The organism is Streptomyces sp. NPDC047043 (assembly GCF_040644055.1).
Lineage (GTDB): Bacteria > Actinomycetota > Actinomycetes > Streptomycetales > Streptomycetaceae > Streptomyces.
On record NZ_JBEYVO010000034.1, the window covers coordinates 98,036 to 113,990 of the forward strand.

Here is a 15,955-nt window from a genome sequence, read left to right on the forward strand (position 1 = left end):
CCCGGCCCGCGGGGTCAGTCGGTGGCCTGCCCGACAAGCTTCTCGGCCTCGTCGCGGAGGCTCCTGATCTCCGTCAGGGCTGTTTCGCGTGCGGCGCTGATCTGCGCACCCGGATGCGTGAGATCGCTCAGTGAGCGTTCCACCTCGGCCATCCACTCGCTCAGGTGCTGCTCACCGGCGTCAGCGAGGTCGTTCCGCTGTTCGAGCGCCACGTCGGTGAAGTGATCCCGGAGCGTCTGTCGGCGCTTGTTGATCGCTATCCGCTTGCTCTGGTCCTGCGCGATGCTCTTCACGTCCATCAACGGGCCCATGGCCGCCATCGCCCACTGCACCGTGGTGGCCGCTCCGGCAACCTTTTTGGCTGCCTTACCCTTGCCCCACGGCTTGAACTTGCCCACGCCGTTGGTGATCTTCCCGCCGGCGTCGAGCACCTTCTGGCCCGCCCGGGTCTTGTTGAGCCAGTCCGCGACATCGGCTGCCCGCTCGCTGCTGTCCGCGACCTTCTTGATCCACTCGTACAGTCTCCCGGCCCCCACCTTCGCGGCCTTCTCCGCCGCTTCCCTGATCGCCCGTTCGTACGGTGATTCCGTGGGCGCGGCGAGCGTCGCCTCGGGTGAGTCGACGTCGTTCACCCAGTCCTCGGGCTCCGGCACACCATCCCCGTACTCGGCGGCCAACGCGTCGAATGCCACTCTCAACGATGAGGAGAACCTGACGTCGAAGTCGGTGCGGGCATCGACCAGTTCCCCGGTGACGGCGGCGGCGATGTCGACGGGGACGACGCCGCTCTCCTCCGAGACGCTGTCGGCTGCTCTGCCTCCCGCCGTTCTGATCCTGGAAGCCACGACCTCGCTCTCCCTCTCCAGGGCGTTCAGCACTGTCTCCTTCGCCCGAGAGAACGACTCCTCGACCTTCTTCGCGGTCTGCGCGGCGTCGAGCTCCTTGCCGTCCAGGTCCCACAGCTGTTCGGCGTCCGCCAGAACCCGGAGAAGTTCGCATGCCTGCGCCTTGGGTCGAACACCGCTGACGCCGGGAGCGGTGATTCTTCGCAACTCGGCCGTGAGGGCGTCGATGCCGCTCTCCGCGGCGAGCAACCCGCGGTACTCGTCAGTGAGTTCGGGGTCGTTGGCCGCGTCGACGTAGTCGCGGGCGTCGGTCGGGACGGTCGGGACTCGGTCGGCGAAGGGGCCGAGCCGCTTGCGGATCTCGTCGAGGATGACGTCGCGGTCGCTGTTCTCGGCGCTCATCTTGTTGATGACGACCACGCTTCGGTCGGCGAACCCGTCGGTGTCGAGGGCCTGGAGAATCGCCTTGGTCTCGGCCTCACCCGGCAGTTCGCTCGTCGTCACGATCATCAGCGCATCCGCACCGCGCACACCACGCCGGGCAGCAGCGGAGTGCTCGTCGTTGCCCGACAACGTCCCGGGCAGGTCGACCAGCGTCACGCCGTTCCACGGATGCAACGTCGCCTCCTGCGTCTTGGGCGCCGCGTCGACGAGCTTCTCGACCTCGGCCGCCGGGAGCCGGCGCAGTGCCGCGATGAGCATCGACTTCCCGGCGCTGTACGGACCAAGGAGCGCGATCCGCAGCGGACTCGTGTCCGCTTGGGGCAGGCTCGATGTCAGGTCCTGGGTGCGAGGGTGAGCGTTCAGGACCTCCTCGGCCCGTGCGCTCAGTGCGAGTACGCGGGCGCTGGTACCCCCGTCAGTCGTCAGCCGCGGTCCCATCGCCTTCTCCGCTTCTTGATTCCGAGCAGATCTCGATCCGCTCGATGAGGACATCTACGAGGTGCTTGTGCAGGCGTGCCCGCATGTCCGTGACACAGGACGTGTCGGTCCAGACGCGGAGTTCGACCCCTGGCGTCCGGCGTGCCCGGCGGATGGCCACCGGGTCCCCGCCCGCGAGAGCCAGAAGCCGACGCGTCAGCACGAGGTCGATCGCGTCGAGGGCGGACCGCACGGCCGACTGCAGCCGACCGAGCTGCTCGTGCCGCTCCCGGGTGCTGCCGATGTCCGCGGCCTGCGCTGCGAACTGGGCCTGGATCTGAGCCGTCGCGTCATCGACGATGCTCGCCAACCGGGCGTCGACCCAGTCGAACAGCTCGTCGAGGCCGGCCTCGGCCGCTGCCGCGGTCGCGCTGGTCCACTCGTCCTCCGCCTGCCGTGCGCGGTCAAGCTCGCTGCTCACCGCTTTCGCCGCTCCGGTCAAGGCCTCCGCCGCGTAGACCGCCGTCACGGCGGGAGGGGGGCCCGCGAGCTTCTTGGGGAGCCCCTTGGCGGCGAAGGAGCTCAGGAAGGCTGTCGCCGCCCCCTTGGCAGCCGCTGTCACGATCTTCCGGTCAGGACGCGGCCGTACACGCGGGTGCTCGTCGTCCTGCCGCTCCGGGGCGCTCGCCCGCGCGCGCAGCACCCGCTTTTGCTTCCGCGCCTGCTGCTCGAGTTCGCTCTCAAGACCAGAGCACAGCCCGTCCAGCTCCAGTCCGGTGATGAAGTCGCTCCACCGCTGCGCATGATCCGCGCCGCCCAGGTCCCGAACCATATCCGGCAATCGCTCTTTGACCCGGTGACGGTCGGCTTCGAGCCCTTCGCGTGAGTTTCGGCCCGCGGTCCGGAACGCTTCGAGCAGCGCGGCCCGTTCATCCGGCGTCGAGCGTTTGAGTTTGCCGAGTGCGAGACCGATCTGCAGGAGTTCTTCGACCGCCCGGTCATGGAACGCGGCGAGCGGCGCCCGTACGCTTTCGGCCAGCCGGACGGCGCGAAGCGGAATCGCGCGCTCGGCGAGGAGCCGGGCGAGGGACTGCTCCAGTTCGGGCAACCTGCTCGCCCGCAGGGCCCTGTCTCCCAGCTTGCGATCCTCCGTGGACAGCGCCTCGTGCGCGGCACCGGAGTGGACCGCGAGGATGACGGGCGGGGCGACTCCGACCGCTCTGGCGACCTGTTCGATCCGAAGGGCGTGCCCCGGCGCCGACTTGAACTCTCTGTCCGGGCGATCGGCGAAGAGCTGAAGGCGGACAGGTGTGTCGACCAGCCCCTTCACATTGACGACAGCGAGCAAGGGTTTCCCCGAGAGGAGAAGCCGCCGGAGTTCCGCGGACTCCTCGTCGCGCAGCGTGTCGGCGTAGTTCCAGATGACTGCGTCGGCGCCGTCGCACGCCGCCCGCGCGTGCTGCGCGTCGAAGTCGTCGTCCTTCGCGGCGAAGCCGGGCGTGTCCAGATAGGTCACGGAGCCGACGTCGAACGCGGAGGTCTTCCGTGTGGTGCGGTGCGCCCCTCGTCCGATCCCGGATCGGTTCGCGTCACGCGTCAGGGCCTTGCGGAGCGTGGTCTTCCCGGACTTGGTCCTTCCGACGATGGCCACGAGGAGCCTGCCTCTGACCGCGGGCAGGGGCCGCATGGCATCGCGCAGTTCGCGTTCGAGCGTTCCGAGGCGGCCGATGACGCCGACGAGTTCCTCGCTCTCCATCGCGTGCTCGGAGTACGGCGTTCGCTGAAGGCGAGCCTCAACCTCGGCTCGAAGAGCGGACTGGATGTCGCGGTAGTCCGAGCGGCTCGCGTCCACTGCCCCGGGAGGCAGCGCGAGTTCGCCGACCAGGGGGTCGAGGGCCGCACGGAGTCCGGGTTCTGCTTCCCGTACATCCACGGCCGCTGCCACCCGGTCGAACAGCGCGACGTTCTTCGTGTACCAGGACTCAAGAGCGCGCAGCTGGTCGACGTCGTGCCGGGAGGCGACTGTAAGGAGCCCCGACACAAGCCGTGCGGCCGAACTCGTGGCAGGTGGCGCGGACAGGGATGCGGTAGTGGTTACTGAGGCCGTTGCCGAAGCGTGTTCGATCACGGCCCGCGCGTCGTCCGCCGCGAGTAGCTCCAGAGCGCTTCCCGACACGGCGCCGGACTCGCGGGCCTCGATCGCCCACACCAGGGCGTCACGCCGGTCCGACCTGAATCCGGACCGCGCGTCCGGCCCGAGCCAGCGCCACCACCCCGGTCGTGCAGAGAGGAACGCCTCGTACGCCTTCTCCGCCACAACGAAGTCCCGCACCTTCTCGAGCCGCGTCACCAGATCCCGGTTCCGCAGGTCCCGAGCCGCCGAAACGCTGTGCTGGAGTACGAGTTCCTGTGCGGCTGCTGCCTGCCGGGTGACGCGGGGGCGGTTCAGGTCGGCCAGCGCGCCGTCGACGTCGATGTCGCGGATCGAGCGCCAGATTTCCTCGGGCCAGACCTGATCCGCGCGACGGCACGGCTCAAGAACTCCGGGCAGCAGCCGTTCCGCGACCGCCACCGACGCGAGGTCTGCCCGAAGCGCGTCCACCGGGACACCCTCAAGTGCCTGAAGGCGTGTCCGTACCCCTTCGAGCCGCGTCAACTCCCGCAGAGCTCTGGCTTCGCCTCGGGCAGCTGCCGGACGGGCCAGTTCGTGTTCCTCGACGCACGCCGCCACGGCATCGGAGACCCAAGGGAGCGTGCTCCCGGACGCAGGCAGACCTGCACACCCGTATGCCTGGGCCACTGTGTCAACGTTCTCGGCGAGCCGCCGGAGTGCGGCCTGCCCGGCCATGGCGTCGACACCCAGCGGTTCGAGCAGGAGAGCCAGAATCTCGGTTCTGAGACTCGTCCTGCCAGTCACCTCGGTCACCGCTACTCCTCATGCGGGCGGTGGTAGCGGAACGTGGGGAGCGGGCCGGGGCCCGGGGGAATCAGGGCCTGCTGGGCGACCCGGGGGCGTGGCGGCACGCAGATGCGCTTGGTGAACACCCACATGCCCCGGGTCAGGGTGGCCCCGAGGACCCGCTCCTTGTTCCGCAACCAGGGGTATCTGCCCTGCAGTTCGACGTAGTTGTCGTTGGTGACGACCGTGCCCTGTGTGTCCTCCGCGATGGCCGTGACCAGCGCGTCGCCCTTGCCCTCGGTTCCGGCCGGAGGCTGGATGAGCTCCCCCTTGCCGAGCGCCGCCTCCACCGCCGCACGCTCCTCCTCCGCGACCTTGTGCCGGAACGTGGCGTCAACCACGACATGCAGCACAGCACCGGGATGGCTCGAGGCCAAGGCGGCTCGGGCGGACAGGAGTTGGGCGTACGACGGTCGTTCGTCGTCGCCGTACACGCCGGGCTGCCGCGGCGATCTGCCGATCCACGCGAGGTTGGAGCCGTCGACCACGAACACGGCGGGCGCCGGGCCCGTGGCAGTCTTCGGTATCTGTGCCGGGATCGGCCTGGTGACCGTGTTGCCCGAGAGCAGGTCATCGAGTTCCTTGCGCACCGCCGGTGTCGGACCGCCGGAGCTGAAACTCTTGATCTCCTCGTTCAGAACCTCCTCACCGGTACGTTCAAGAGTCGCCTTGACGTGCAGGAGGCCGTTCGTGTCGTACGTGTACTCCAACAGGAAGCGGGAGTCCTCACGAGCCCGGGGCTCCGCGTAGGTGAGACGGAGATCCGTCAACTGCACGTTGTCAGAATGGTCCAGGGGCCGGTCCGGGTCGCCTTCCCAGATTTCCACGGTAAGGCTGCGGGCGTTGTCCCGGCGCGGCGTGTAGTTCTTGCGTTCCTTCCAAGGCAGCGGGGAGTTGCGCGGGATGATCTGACTGAACTTCCGCTGCCCGGCGTCGTCCGTGACGACCGTGCCCAGGGCATGGCTCGTTGCCACCTGGATCACGCCGTCTACCTCCCCCGACAGCACAGCTGCCGCGATGGAGGCGCCGCGGGCGACCGCCGTCATGGGATTGCACAGGTCCACTTCGACGGGCTGCTGCTGCATGACCTCGGCGACCGCAGCCCGGACGCTCGGGATCTGGCTCGTGCCGCCGATCATCAGCACCGCGTCCACGTCCAGAGGGGCCATGTGCAGGTCGGTGAGGCACTGCTGAACCGGTGCCAGGGCGCGGTCCACGAGGTCGGTGATGGCGTCCTCCAGCTCGTCCTGCCACACCTCGACCGTGTCACCGTCTGGGGTCCTGATAGTGACGGAGTTCTCGGAGGACAGCCGGATCTTGCTGCGCTCCACGTCCAGCGCGAACTGCCGCTCCTGGGCGGGCGTCCACGCCGATCGTGCCGGAGCCCGTTCGAGGACGAGGTCACGCAGCCGCCGATCGATCTCCAGACCGCCCAGCTCGGTCACACCCCGTGACGCGAGCTCCTCGAAGAACTCGTCCTGGTAGTCGAGCACGGTGACGTCGATCGTGCCACCGCCCCAGTCGAAGACCAGGATGGTGCGAACTCTTGGCAGCTCGTGTCGTAGATCGTGCGCGTATGAGATCGCTGCTGCCGTCGGTTCGTTGAGCAGCGCCAGGACGTTGATGCCCGCGAACTGCGCGGCGGCGCGCGTGCGATAGCGCGCGGCACCCGTGGCATTGGCCGGCACAGTGATCACGGCCTGGTCGATGGCAGTGAGGTTGTGTTCCGCGCCCTTTCGCATGGCCTGGAAGACACCGGCCGCCACCGTGGTGGCCGCGAACCTACGGCCCTGGATCGTGACGTACTCGTCGCTCTTTAGGAGTCGCTTGCAGGCCTCGGCCGCCTCCTCGGACCGAAGCTTGGCCTCCCAGCCGAACAACGCTCCCTGACGCAGCGAACTCATGCCCACCACCGACGGGAAGAGGTACTCGAAGCCGGGATGGCGCCAGTCGGCATCGATGTGGTGGGCGTCCAGCAGCAGTACGTCGGCGTCGTCGCCGAGCCACTGGGCCACTACGGAATTGGTGGTGCCGAAGTCGATCCCGGTCGCCGTCACGAGTCCTCCCCGGCAGCTTGGTCACCTTCCTGCGCACCGGCCAAGCGGCGCAGTTGTCCGGAGAGCACCAGCTTGCCGGTGGCCTGGTCCACGTAGGCCGGGCGCAGCACCTCGAACGCCTCACCCTCGCCCTCCACCACGACGAAGAGCTCACTCTCGCCGTCGGGTGAGTCCACACACCGCACACCCTGGTCCAGGAGGGCGGTACGGATGCCCTTCCGGAGCGAACTCGCGTTCTGCTTGGGTGCGCCGGCGAGCAGATCGACCTCGACCATCCGGGCCACGTACTCCTCCCGGGAGCGGAACGCCTCCAGAACGGCCTGACGCAAGGCAGCCGTCACAGCAGCCTGGGTTGGGCGTGCCTCCTCCGAGAGCGCGGCCATGAGTTCGGTCGCCCGCTCGGTGAAGCGGGAGAGCAGCGTGGGAGGACTGAGCAGTTCTTCGGGGCGGTAGGTGCGCGGGGAGTCCTTGGGGGTCTCGGCTGCCGCCCGCCGCTTCTCCCGACGGTGCTTGAGACCGTTGTTCCCTTTGCGGGGCTCCTGTTTGGGTGCGGCTGAGGTTTTCCGCTGCCTACGGGGCACGTGACTCACTGTGTGTGCATCCTTGCGTTGCGATCGGGGCGCCGCGGCGCGCTGAGCAGGTGGGGCAGCAGATCCGCCACCGCCCGTTGCCGCACGAACGCCAGGCTTTCGGGGGAATGGGGCGTCGTTCGCCTGGTCAAAGGGGCCAGGAGCGGGACCAGCGTGACCGGCACCTCGTCCGGAAGGGCGAACACGTCCAGGTCGAGCGGCAGCACGAAGAACCCGGACCAGTCGTCGTCGCGCTCGGCGTCTCTGATGCGTTTCATCGCGCTGTTGAGCCGTGCGCTGACGTCCACGTCGTGCACATGCTCCCGGCGGAGGTCCCGGTACAGGGTCTCCCAACTCTCCGAGCCGTGCGGCAGCCCGAGGTCCAGATAGGGGTTGGAGGCTGCCGGTCTGTCGTTACGGGGAACGGTTCGGCGCTGCCGAACCATGCGGAGGTTTGACTCGGCGGACCTGTGCGATCCGCTGATCCCCTCCAGGACGACGGCCGCGGCGTCCAGTTCCTCCCGGAGCAGCAGCGTGTAGGCATGGAGGTTGAGGGCCTCGGCTCGGTAGGCCGGGGCAGCGGTCTCGAACGAGACCAGCTTGTCTATCTGCGCCGACGCATGGGCCAGATCGTTCAGGCACAGCAGGTCGTAGGCCTGACGCAGGGCCATGAGCGCGTGCAGGGGCGAACGCGACGGGTTGACGGCGGCCTTGGGCTCCCACAGGGAGAAGATGAGCCGCCACAGCCCCCGGTCTTCCCATATGTCCCGGTCCCAATTGCCGATGTCGACTCCGCCGAGGATCCGGCGCAGCCGGAGCACCAGATCGCGGGGTAGCTCCCTTTCGAGTTCCTTTACGACCGAAGCATCGCCGTCGGCAACTCGCTCCAGGAGGTCGTAGACGTCGCCGACAGGGGGCAGCGGATCGTCCCCGGCAAGAAACGAGGTCCGTCGCTGCCAAGCCGTCCACTCCAGCGCGGTTGCCTGCTCGGTGGTCACCTGATCAGGAACGAGCCGGGCTTTGAGGTACGCGTGCTCCGGCGGCTCGGTCCGGTACTGCCAGGGCTGGTGCTCGGGGCCGACCGTGCCGGCGTCGATGAGGTCGTCGAGGACACTCAGGGGTATCCAGGGCAGCGAGCGCGGCAGCATACGAGGCGGAGGAACGGCCATGCCATCCGTCGTCGCGAACGAGGTGAGGAGGGCGAATGCCCCGGAGGGATCTTCGCTCCCGGGGATGGCGAGTGTGTCGTCGCCCGCTGTAAGGGCGGTGAGCCGTTGCTCCCCGACCTCGGACAGCCACAGGAAGCCGCCCGACTGGACCGCCGTGAGCGTGGCGGCGACTATGGCTGGGGTGGCCTGTTCGAGAACGGCCCGCACGGCAGGCAGCAGCCGGTCGTCCGGTGCGTCCCGCAGGGCGTCGGCCAGGGCGTCGTGCGTCGCGTTTCGAGCGAGGGGCGCGAGTTGCTGGAGTACAGCATGGGCCTGGAGTATTGCCTGGGCTCCGAACACCCCCACCTTGCGCCACCTGCGTACGGTGAACCCATCGACTCCATCGTCCGCGCTCTGGGCGTCCCGGCGTTCCCTGAGCGTCCTCAGCCGCTCCCGCTCCCGTGCGACCGCCTCCGCTCGCGCCCCCGACACCGGCTGCCTCGCCCCGCCGGCTGGCGGCGGACTCGTCACTCCCCGGCTCCTACGTGCCGGGGGCCGTGGCCGGGGGTGGAGATGTAAATGCCGCCGTCCACGAGGGGGACGTCCGTGGTGAGGTTGGCGATGGCTACGCGGTCGTACGCGGCAAGGACCAGATCCCTTGTGCGGTAGGCGCCGTACTTGCGGGTCTCGTTGCGCTCCAGGGTCGGGAAAGTGGTCAGGATGTGCTCCAGCTGCTTCCGATCGAGCTGGAAGACGTGCATTGCGACAATGGCATCGATCTCAGCCCTGGCTTCGGCACGAGCTTGATCATTCAGCAGCGCTTCTTCAGGGACCTTGCTCTGCGGAATGGGAGACGTCCAGCCGTACTGCACCATGGAGTTCCAGAGCTCTGTCATATCGGGGCTGGTGCAGGTGAGGCGTAGTACGAGGGGCGCGAGATGGTCCAGTACGGGGTCGCCGGGGCGGAGACGGGGGAAGGGAAGACTGTCGAGCACGTTGAGAGCCATGGTGAGTGTGACCTTCTTCCGCGCCAGAAAGTCCATACACAGCGAATTCGCGGCGGCAAGCCACAAGAGGTATGCCCATTCGGCATCTTCCGGATACAGGATTGTCGGCACCTTGTGTCCGCAAAGCACCCTCGGCGGAATGAGCGCGGCCACCAGTGATCGCTCGTTGCGTGGCGCAGTGACGTCACAGAAACCGATTCGGTACCGATTGATCCTGTCCTTGACCTTGTTCGGGATGTTCCGCCGTGGCACCACCCACTGCGGAACTACGGATTTCTCAGCCGCGCCGAACTCAAGCTCCTCCCATACAGCCGACCGCCCTCGGCCCGAGATATAAGCCTTGGCCCTGTGGTCGTACTGCGCTACCATCCGGCCCTCGTACAGGGGAAGGCCAGGTTCATCATCGGAAAAACGGTCGCGATCGTTCCCCATGTGAATTTCTGTCTGGTAGATCCGGCGTGGGAAGTCTGCCGAAGCAGTCCCGAACGGCGGCCATTGCCCATAGAGGTGATCGGTGATTTCGGAGTCGATGCCTCCGATCGTCTCACTGACGGCCAACGCCTCCGGCGACTGGCTGCGGACGGTGTCCACCGACAACTGGTACGGCTTCTCCAGCACGGCGCCGAGGTCTGTGGGATTCCTGATCTGGAATCCCACAGAGAAGTCGGTAGTACGGCCCGAATGCCGAGCAGAGTAGGCGCCGAAGCGCATTGTCTGATCGGCGCCATCGAACCACACTTCGCCTGTGTTGATGAACCCCAGCATCATGTCCAGGTCCCAGTGGTCGAACAATTCGGCCCTGATCGCCTGAGCGTTGGCGCCGTTGTAGATGCCAGACGGTGTGACTTGTGCGGCTGTGCCTGAGGCGCGTGTCAGGGTCAGGGCCGACTCCACGAACATCCGGTACACATTGAAGTCGCCCTTGCCCAGACTACCCTTGGAGAATAGGCGGTAACGGCCACTGCGCTTGAGGAAGTGAACCAGTGCGTAAAGGTCCCTCCGGTGCTGTGTCCACCTCTCTTGGACCACCGGGCTCTCCAAAATTTCCGCCACGGCAGTTTGGCGCTCGTCCTTCTTCATCGCCCGGATCGCCGGGTCGTAGGTGGAGAAGAACTCCTTTTCGTCCGGACTCAGCGTGTCCCACGGAGGGTTGCCGAGCACGCATGAGAATCCGCCCTTCCAGCCAGGCTGGGAGGTGTCATGCCGGTTGACGGCTTCGGGCACCTGGAAGATCTCCGGGAACTCGAGATGCCAATGGAAGAAGCCGTAGCTCCGGGAAAGCCGCACGACCTCGCGGTTGGTCTCTGCGGACGCGCCCTCGCCTTTCTGATCGGCCAGCGCGCGGAAAACCTCTTGGGTGACGGCACGAGGGGAGCCGTCGGTCTTGGACCAGTAGAAGGCTGAGCACCAGGCGTCCGCGACGTGCACGGCGTGCAGGTATGCAGGACTGTTCTGCCACTTGCGGAACTCCGCTGACTGATGCCGAACGTCGGTGAGCGTATTCGCCTGGCGGGTTGTGATCCGGTGCAGCTCATCCGCGAAGGCGGCATTGGCCATCGGGATCTCACGCTCTGCGTCGGAGACGAACAGGCCGACCTGTCCCTCATGCTCGTTGCGATTGATGGTCCGTAGGTCGTTCACCACGGAATCGTCGTCGCCCTCGAGCGATGTGAAGGCGTCGTTCGGGATGCCTCGCGCGAGCATGGTCGGAGTAGCCCCAACAAGGGCGTTGCCCTGTTTGAGGTGGGCGTCGAGGAAGCCCAACGGCTTGCCCGGTTCGAGGGCTTCAAGCCACAACGACACCTTGGCCAGTTCTACAGCCATCGGGTTGAGGTCAACACCGTAGATGCAGTGGGTGACCACTTCCCACATCGCCGTTCGAATCGAGGAAGGAGTCGGCTCGGGGTTGCCCTCACGCACAGCAGCGATGCGCTTGGCGATGCGTCGCGCGGCGGCGACGAGGAAGTGTCCGGATCCGCAGGCCGGGTCGCATACCGTGACCTTCAGGAGTTCGTCCACGATCGGAGCCGTGCCGTTCGGGCTTGAGGATCCTGCCGCACGGGCGACGCCGCGCTCGACAGCATCGTCCAAAAGCGGATCGAGCGCCGAATCCAGCAGGCAATCGATGATCGCAGAGTGCGTGTAGAAGGATCCGGTCGTCTTGCGTGCGTTGCCGCCGACCTCCACCATCCGGGCGGAACGTTTGTCGTCCGCCGGCATCAGACGGAGCTCGAGAAGGAACTCGTATACGGAGCCCAGTTCTTCGGCCCCCAGATGCCGGTAGTCGATGGTGCGGTACCGGTTTGAGGCCGGATCTTTGACCTGGGAAAGGTGCCGGATGGCAGTGAGCAGTGATTCGTTCGAGAGAGCGAGGCTGTGTAGCAGCCGGTCGGTCTCTGACTCCTCAAAGATTCCGCCCAGGCCGGGAAGACCCAGCTCGGGGCGCCCTTCGTCCCGCCCCAGGCTGTCCATGACGAGTTTCAGCGCTTCATACAGATCTGTGTGTGCGGTGCCACGACGACGGCGCGACACCTGACGAAGCCGCGAGGTCGAGAAGTATCGCTGATAGCGCTCACACGCTTCTGCGGTGGCTGTTGGAGCATGGAGGACATCGCGGTCTTCGGCGACGAAGACGAAGAGCATCCGGTAGACGAGACGGAGCAGTGCGTGCTGGAACTCGTCCGCGTCGAGGTTCTCGCGCAGATCGCGGTTCGCGGGGTGCTTGAGGAAGCCCGTCGCCAGTACGGCAATGGCCTCCTGGACTCCGGAACGCGTCTGCTTGAGGGCGCGCATGCCGCTCTGGATAGCCTCTGTGCGCCATCTCTCCAGCCAGCAGGACGACGGTACCGCTCCCTCGGCCACCTCGAACCGCGAGACGTGCAGCAGCCGGTACAGCAGCACGAACTCGCTGAACAGTTCCCCGTCAAAGATCGCCTCAAGGTCGAACTCGACGTACGACGCCGTGGCGAGCGCGCTGGAGTCGCGCAGCAGCCGCACCTGACGGCCGTTGGCTAGGACGCCCCACAGGTGGGCCTCTGTGCGGTTCAGGCATTCCTGGAGCATCGACTGGGGCGGAACCGTGCCAGCACCGCCCGGTCGCTTGTCCAGCTCGGCGTTCCATGCCGTCTGATGGATCAGAACGTGGTGCCAGCGGTGCGAGACCGGGAACCTCTTCTCCGCGTCGGAGTCGGCGGTGATGCCCGCCGCGCCGATGTGCGTCAGGCGGCCGAAGCCCAGTTCTCGCCAGAGCGGGGTCAGCCAGTCGTTCTCCGCGAGCCCGGTGGGGTCGCTCGCAGGGATGCCCGTCTCCCGGTCCTCCGGCAGTCGCTTGCGGACATCGCGCCACAGCGGCTTGAGGTACTCCCAGCTGCGCTCGGCCTCGTCCCGCACCGAACGGGACGACGGCAGGCCGTAGTCGGCGGGCTTTGAACCAGGTACGTCCTTGCCCTCCGAGATCCGGAGCAGCATGTCGGCCGGCAGCAGCCCTCCGACCGTGTGGACGGCGGTGAACACCTGGTTGCGGGTCGTGGCGGACATCAGGCGGACACTCCAGCGGTGACAGCGGCGGGGGCAGAGGTGGTCGCGGGCAGGTAGACGTACGCGCCGAGGATGTCGGCCGGCTTCTGGGCCGTGACCGACAGGCCTCGCACGATCTCGCCGGAGGCCGAACGGACCCGGCGGTGGGCCGCGTCCAGCTCGGCGGCGAGTTCGTCGCCGTATGACTCCAAGTAGCCGTTTACGTCGGAGAGTTGGTCGAGGATGCGGGTCATCGTGCGCTCTCCGAAGTGCCGGTCTGTGTTCTCCGATGCCGTCGCGTCCAGCAGGTCGACTGCGCGCTCCTGCGGCAGCCAGACCCCGTTCTTCGGCGCGCCTTCGAAGGCCAGCAACCTCGCGTCCTCCGCGACCAGTTGCCGTTCGCCGCTCCGGGACGGCAGCGTCAGATGGAAGCGGTAGCGCACCAGCAGCAGCGTCGTCCTCGTACTCACCGCGTTCGTCGTGATCACGCCGCAGCGGCGGGCCGGGCGCGCTCCCTCCGCCTGGGTGTCCAACGCCGCGTTGAGGACGTGCGACGCCAGAGCGCCCACCACCGGGTCCGTGCGGACCAGTGCCGCCTCACCGCGCGCCACGGCAGGATCGGTCCGGAACGGGATCGCCCGGTCCTTCTCGATCAGCTCCGCGCCGACCACCGGCGCCAGCGCGTCCCGCAGGCCCGCAGGAGTGCCGCCCACATGGGCTCTGAAGTCCTCGCCGTCGCCCCGGAGTACCGCTCCCAAGGCCCCCAGCGACTCCCGTACGAACGTGTGGATCTCCCCCGCCCCGCCCAGCGCCTCCCGGATCGAGGCGACCTCGCGGGCCACATCCTCCGGATGGATCGAGCGCTGCGCGAACCGCGAGCGGGACGTGCGCTCGCGCTCCGCCGCCGAGTTCCAGTCGCTCTCCAGTTTCTCCTTGCTGACCTTGAAGGCGTCCGCGCTGAACAGCGCGTCCTCGTTCTCCCGGCCGCGCATCAGCAGCCACTCCACGATGGCGTCCGTCACGCCCGTCGACAGCTCGTCGGGGACGGAGACCGAGATGCCGAGGTCCTTCTTGATCTGGCGGTGCTTTTTGATGAGCACCTCCAGGACCTTGCCGTCGATGCCGTTGTCGTCGCCGTAGAGGGTGATGACCCGGACCTCGTCGCGGCGTTGGCCGTAGCGGTCGACGCGGCCCTCGCGCTGGTCGTGGCGGGTGGGGTTCCAGGCCAGGTCGTAGTGGACGACGGCGTCGAAGTGGTGCTGGAGGTTGACGCCCTCGGAGAGGCAGTCCGTCGCGATCAGGACCCGGCGGGCCGCCGCGTCCTCGCCGGCCTCCGCCGCCAGCGCCTCGATCCGCTCGATGCGCTGCTGCGGGGACAGCTCGCCGGTGACCGCCTTGACGACCGTCTTCGCGCCCAGGGGGCCGCGCTTCTTGGTCTCCGGGTCGTTCGCCAGTTGCTCGGCCAGGTACTTCGCCGTCGGGATGTAGCGGCAGAAGACGATCGGGTTGTAGCCGTCGGCCAGCAGCACCTTGAGGTGCTTGATAAGCGCCTTCAGCTTGAGGTCCTTCTCCGGGCCCTTCAACTGCTCGGCCAGCTCCGCCAGTTCGGCCAGCTGCGACTTCACCGGCCCCGTGCCGGCCCCCTCGTCCGTCTCCGCGCCCGGTGCCACGTCCATGCCCTCCAGCGCGTCGCTGTCCGCCGCGTCGCTGTTGAGGGGGGCGCCCAGCTTGTCGGCCTCCTCCGCGCTCGCGGCGATCGCCGCCGCCGAACGCGTCGTCAGCGTCTGCGCGGCAGCCGCCGGAGACGACACCAGCGAGCGCAGCAGCGCGATCGCCGACCACCAGGCGATACGGGCCTCCCGCTTGCCCTGGCCGCCGGCCTGCTCGACGCGCTCGCTCGCGTAGGCGATCGCGTCGTCCAGCAGGGCCCGGTACTCGGGGGACAGCTTGTACGTCTCGTCCTTGAAGAAGCGGTCCGAGGGGAATGCAGTGCGCTCAGCGAGCGAGTCGTCGGCCAGGCCGTCCTCCTTGGTGAGGTACTGGCGTACGTCCGCCCGCTTGCGGGCCACGAAGTGCTGGGCGAGCTGCTTCCTGCCCGCATCAGACTCCAGGTTCACGTGGGCCAGGTCAGGCCTGACCAGCCCGAGGAGGTTCCGGAACGCCGACTCCTTGCCGCTGTGCGGGGTCGCCGTCACTAGCAGCAGATGGCGCTCGGCGTCCTGCGCCACCCGGCGCAGCAGCTCGTGGCGCAGCTGACTCTGCGCGCTCGCCGAGGTGTCGTCGGCCGTCACGCACGTATGGGCCTCGTCGACGATCACCAGGTCGGGGCAGTGGCGGACGAAGTCGTCGCGGTGGCGGGTGGACTTGATGAAGTCAGTGGAGACGATCACGTTCGGGTACCGGTCGAACAGGGACTGCCCGAGGTCCAGGCCGCGCTCCAGGCGCGACACCGTCGAGGACAGCACCAGCTCCGCGTCGATGCCGAACTTGCTGCGCAGCTCCTGCTGCCACTGCTCCGCCAGCGCCGGGGAGCACAGCACCGCCAGACCCGTCGCCTCACCCTGCGCCAGCATCTCGCTCGCGATCAGGCCCGCCTCGATCGTCTTGCCGATACCGACGTCGTCCGAGATCAGCATGCGGACCGTTTTCTGGCGCAGGGCCATCAGCAGCGGCACGAGCTGGTACGCGCGCGGCTCCACCGCGATGCCCGCCAGCGAGCGGAACGGGCCCGCGCCCGAGCGGAAGCCGACCCGCAGCGCCGTGCGCAGCAGACCGGCCGCCCGCTGGTCGCCGAGGTCGGAGGGCTCGGGCGGTGCGAAGCGAGCCTCCTCGACGGGCTCGAACGGGAGCACCGCTGCGATGTCGTCGTCCGAGCCGCCGAGCGGGCGCAGGACGAGCAGGTCGGGCTGGCTCTCGGGGAGTACCACCCACTCGCGGCCACGAGCCTTCACCAGCGATCCCGCGGAGTACGTGAATGCCATAGTGATCGTCAA

Annotated in this window: 7 protein-coding genes; all 7 read right to left on the reverse strand. The window is 67.7% G+C overall.

Going from position 1 to position 15,955, the window contains the following annotated elements; genetic code table 11:
- Positions 1–14: 14 nt before the first annotated feature.
- The 7 genes from ABZ880_RS42135 to ABZ880_RS42165 all read right to left on the reverse strand — a co-directional run bounded on the left by ABZ880_RS42135 (position 15) and on the right by ABZ880_RS42165 (position 15,943).
- Positions 15–1,781: a GTPase gene (locus ABZ880_RS42135; RefSeq protein ID WP_361274917.1), complete on the reverse strand. Its 1,767-nt coding sequence runs from the start codon at positions 1,779–1,781 to the stop codon at positions 15–17.
- Complete coding sequence (locus tag ABZ880_RS42140) at positions 1,705–4,308, reverse strand: GTPase (RefSeq protein ID WP_361274919.1); 2,604 nt, start codon at positions 4,306–4,308, stop codon at positions 1,705–1,707. Before ABZ880_RS42140 ends, ABZ880_RS42135 begins: the two co-directional genes overlap by 77 nt.
- 326 nt (positions 4,309–4,634) lie before the next feature.
- Complete coding sequence (locus ABZ880_RS42145; protein ID WP_361274921.1) at positions 4,635–6,722, reverse strand: Hsp70 family protein; 2,088 nt, start codon at positions 6,720–6,722, stop codon at positions 4,635–4,637.
- Complete coding sequence (locus tag ABZ880_RS42150) at positions 6,719–7,303, reverse strand: hypothetical protein (protein ID WP_361274923.1); 585 nt, start codon at positions 7,301–7,303, stop codon at positions 6,719–6,721. The genes ABZ880_RS42145 and ABZ880_RS42150 overlap by 4 nt, the downstream gene beginning before the upstream one ends.
- Before the next feature lie 5 nt (positions 7,304–7,308).
- Complete coding sequence (locus tag ABZ880_RS42155; RefSeq protein WP_361274925.1) at positions 7,309–8,805, reverse strand: hypothetical protein; 1,497 nt, start codon at positions 8,803–8,805, stop codon at positions 7,309–7,311.
- 161 nt (positions 8,806–8,966) lie between these two features.
- Entirely contained in the window at positions 8,967–12,983 is a 4,017-nt protein-coding gene (locus ABZ880_RS42160; protein ID WP_361274928.1) for a DNA methyltransferase, read from the reverse strand.
- A complete protein-coding gene (locus ABZ880_RS42165; protein WP_361274931.1) occupies positions 12,983–15,943 on the reverse strand; it encodes a DEAD/DEAH box helicase in 2,961 nt (986 codons plus the stop codon). Before ABZ880_RS42165 ends, ABZ880_RS42160 begins: the two co-directional genes overlap by 1 nt.
- Between the last annotated feature and the right edge of the window lie 12 nt (positions 15,944–15,955).

Bases quoted from the DNA above. Each gene is read 5' to 3' on its own strand.
- ABZ880_RS42135 (WP_361274917.1), bottom strand. From the start codon at position 1,781: ATGTCCTCATCGAGCGGATCGAGATCTGCTCGGAATCAAGAAGCGGAG.
- ABZ880_RS42160 (WP_361274928.1), bottom strand. From the start codon at position 12,983: ATGTCCGCCACGACCCGCAACCAGGTGTTCACCGCCGTCCACACGGTC.
- ABZ880_RS42165 (WP_361274931.1), bottom strand. From the start codon at position 15,943: ATGGCATTCACGTACTCCGCGGGATCGCTGGTGAAGGCTCGTGGCCGC.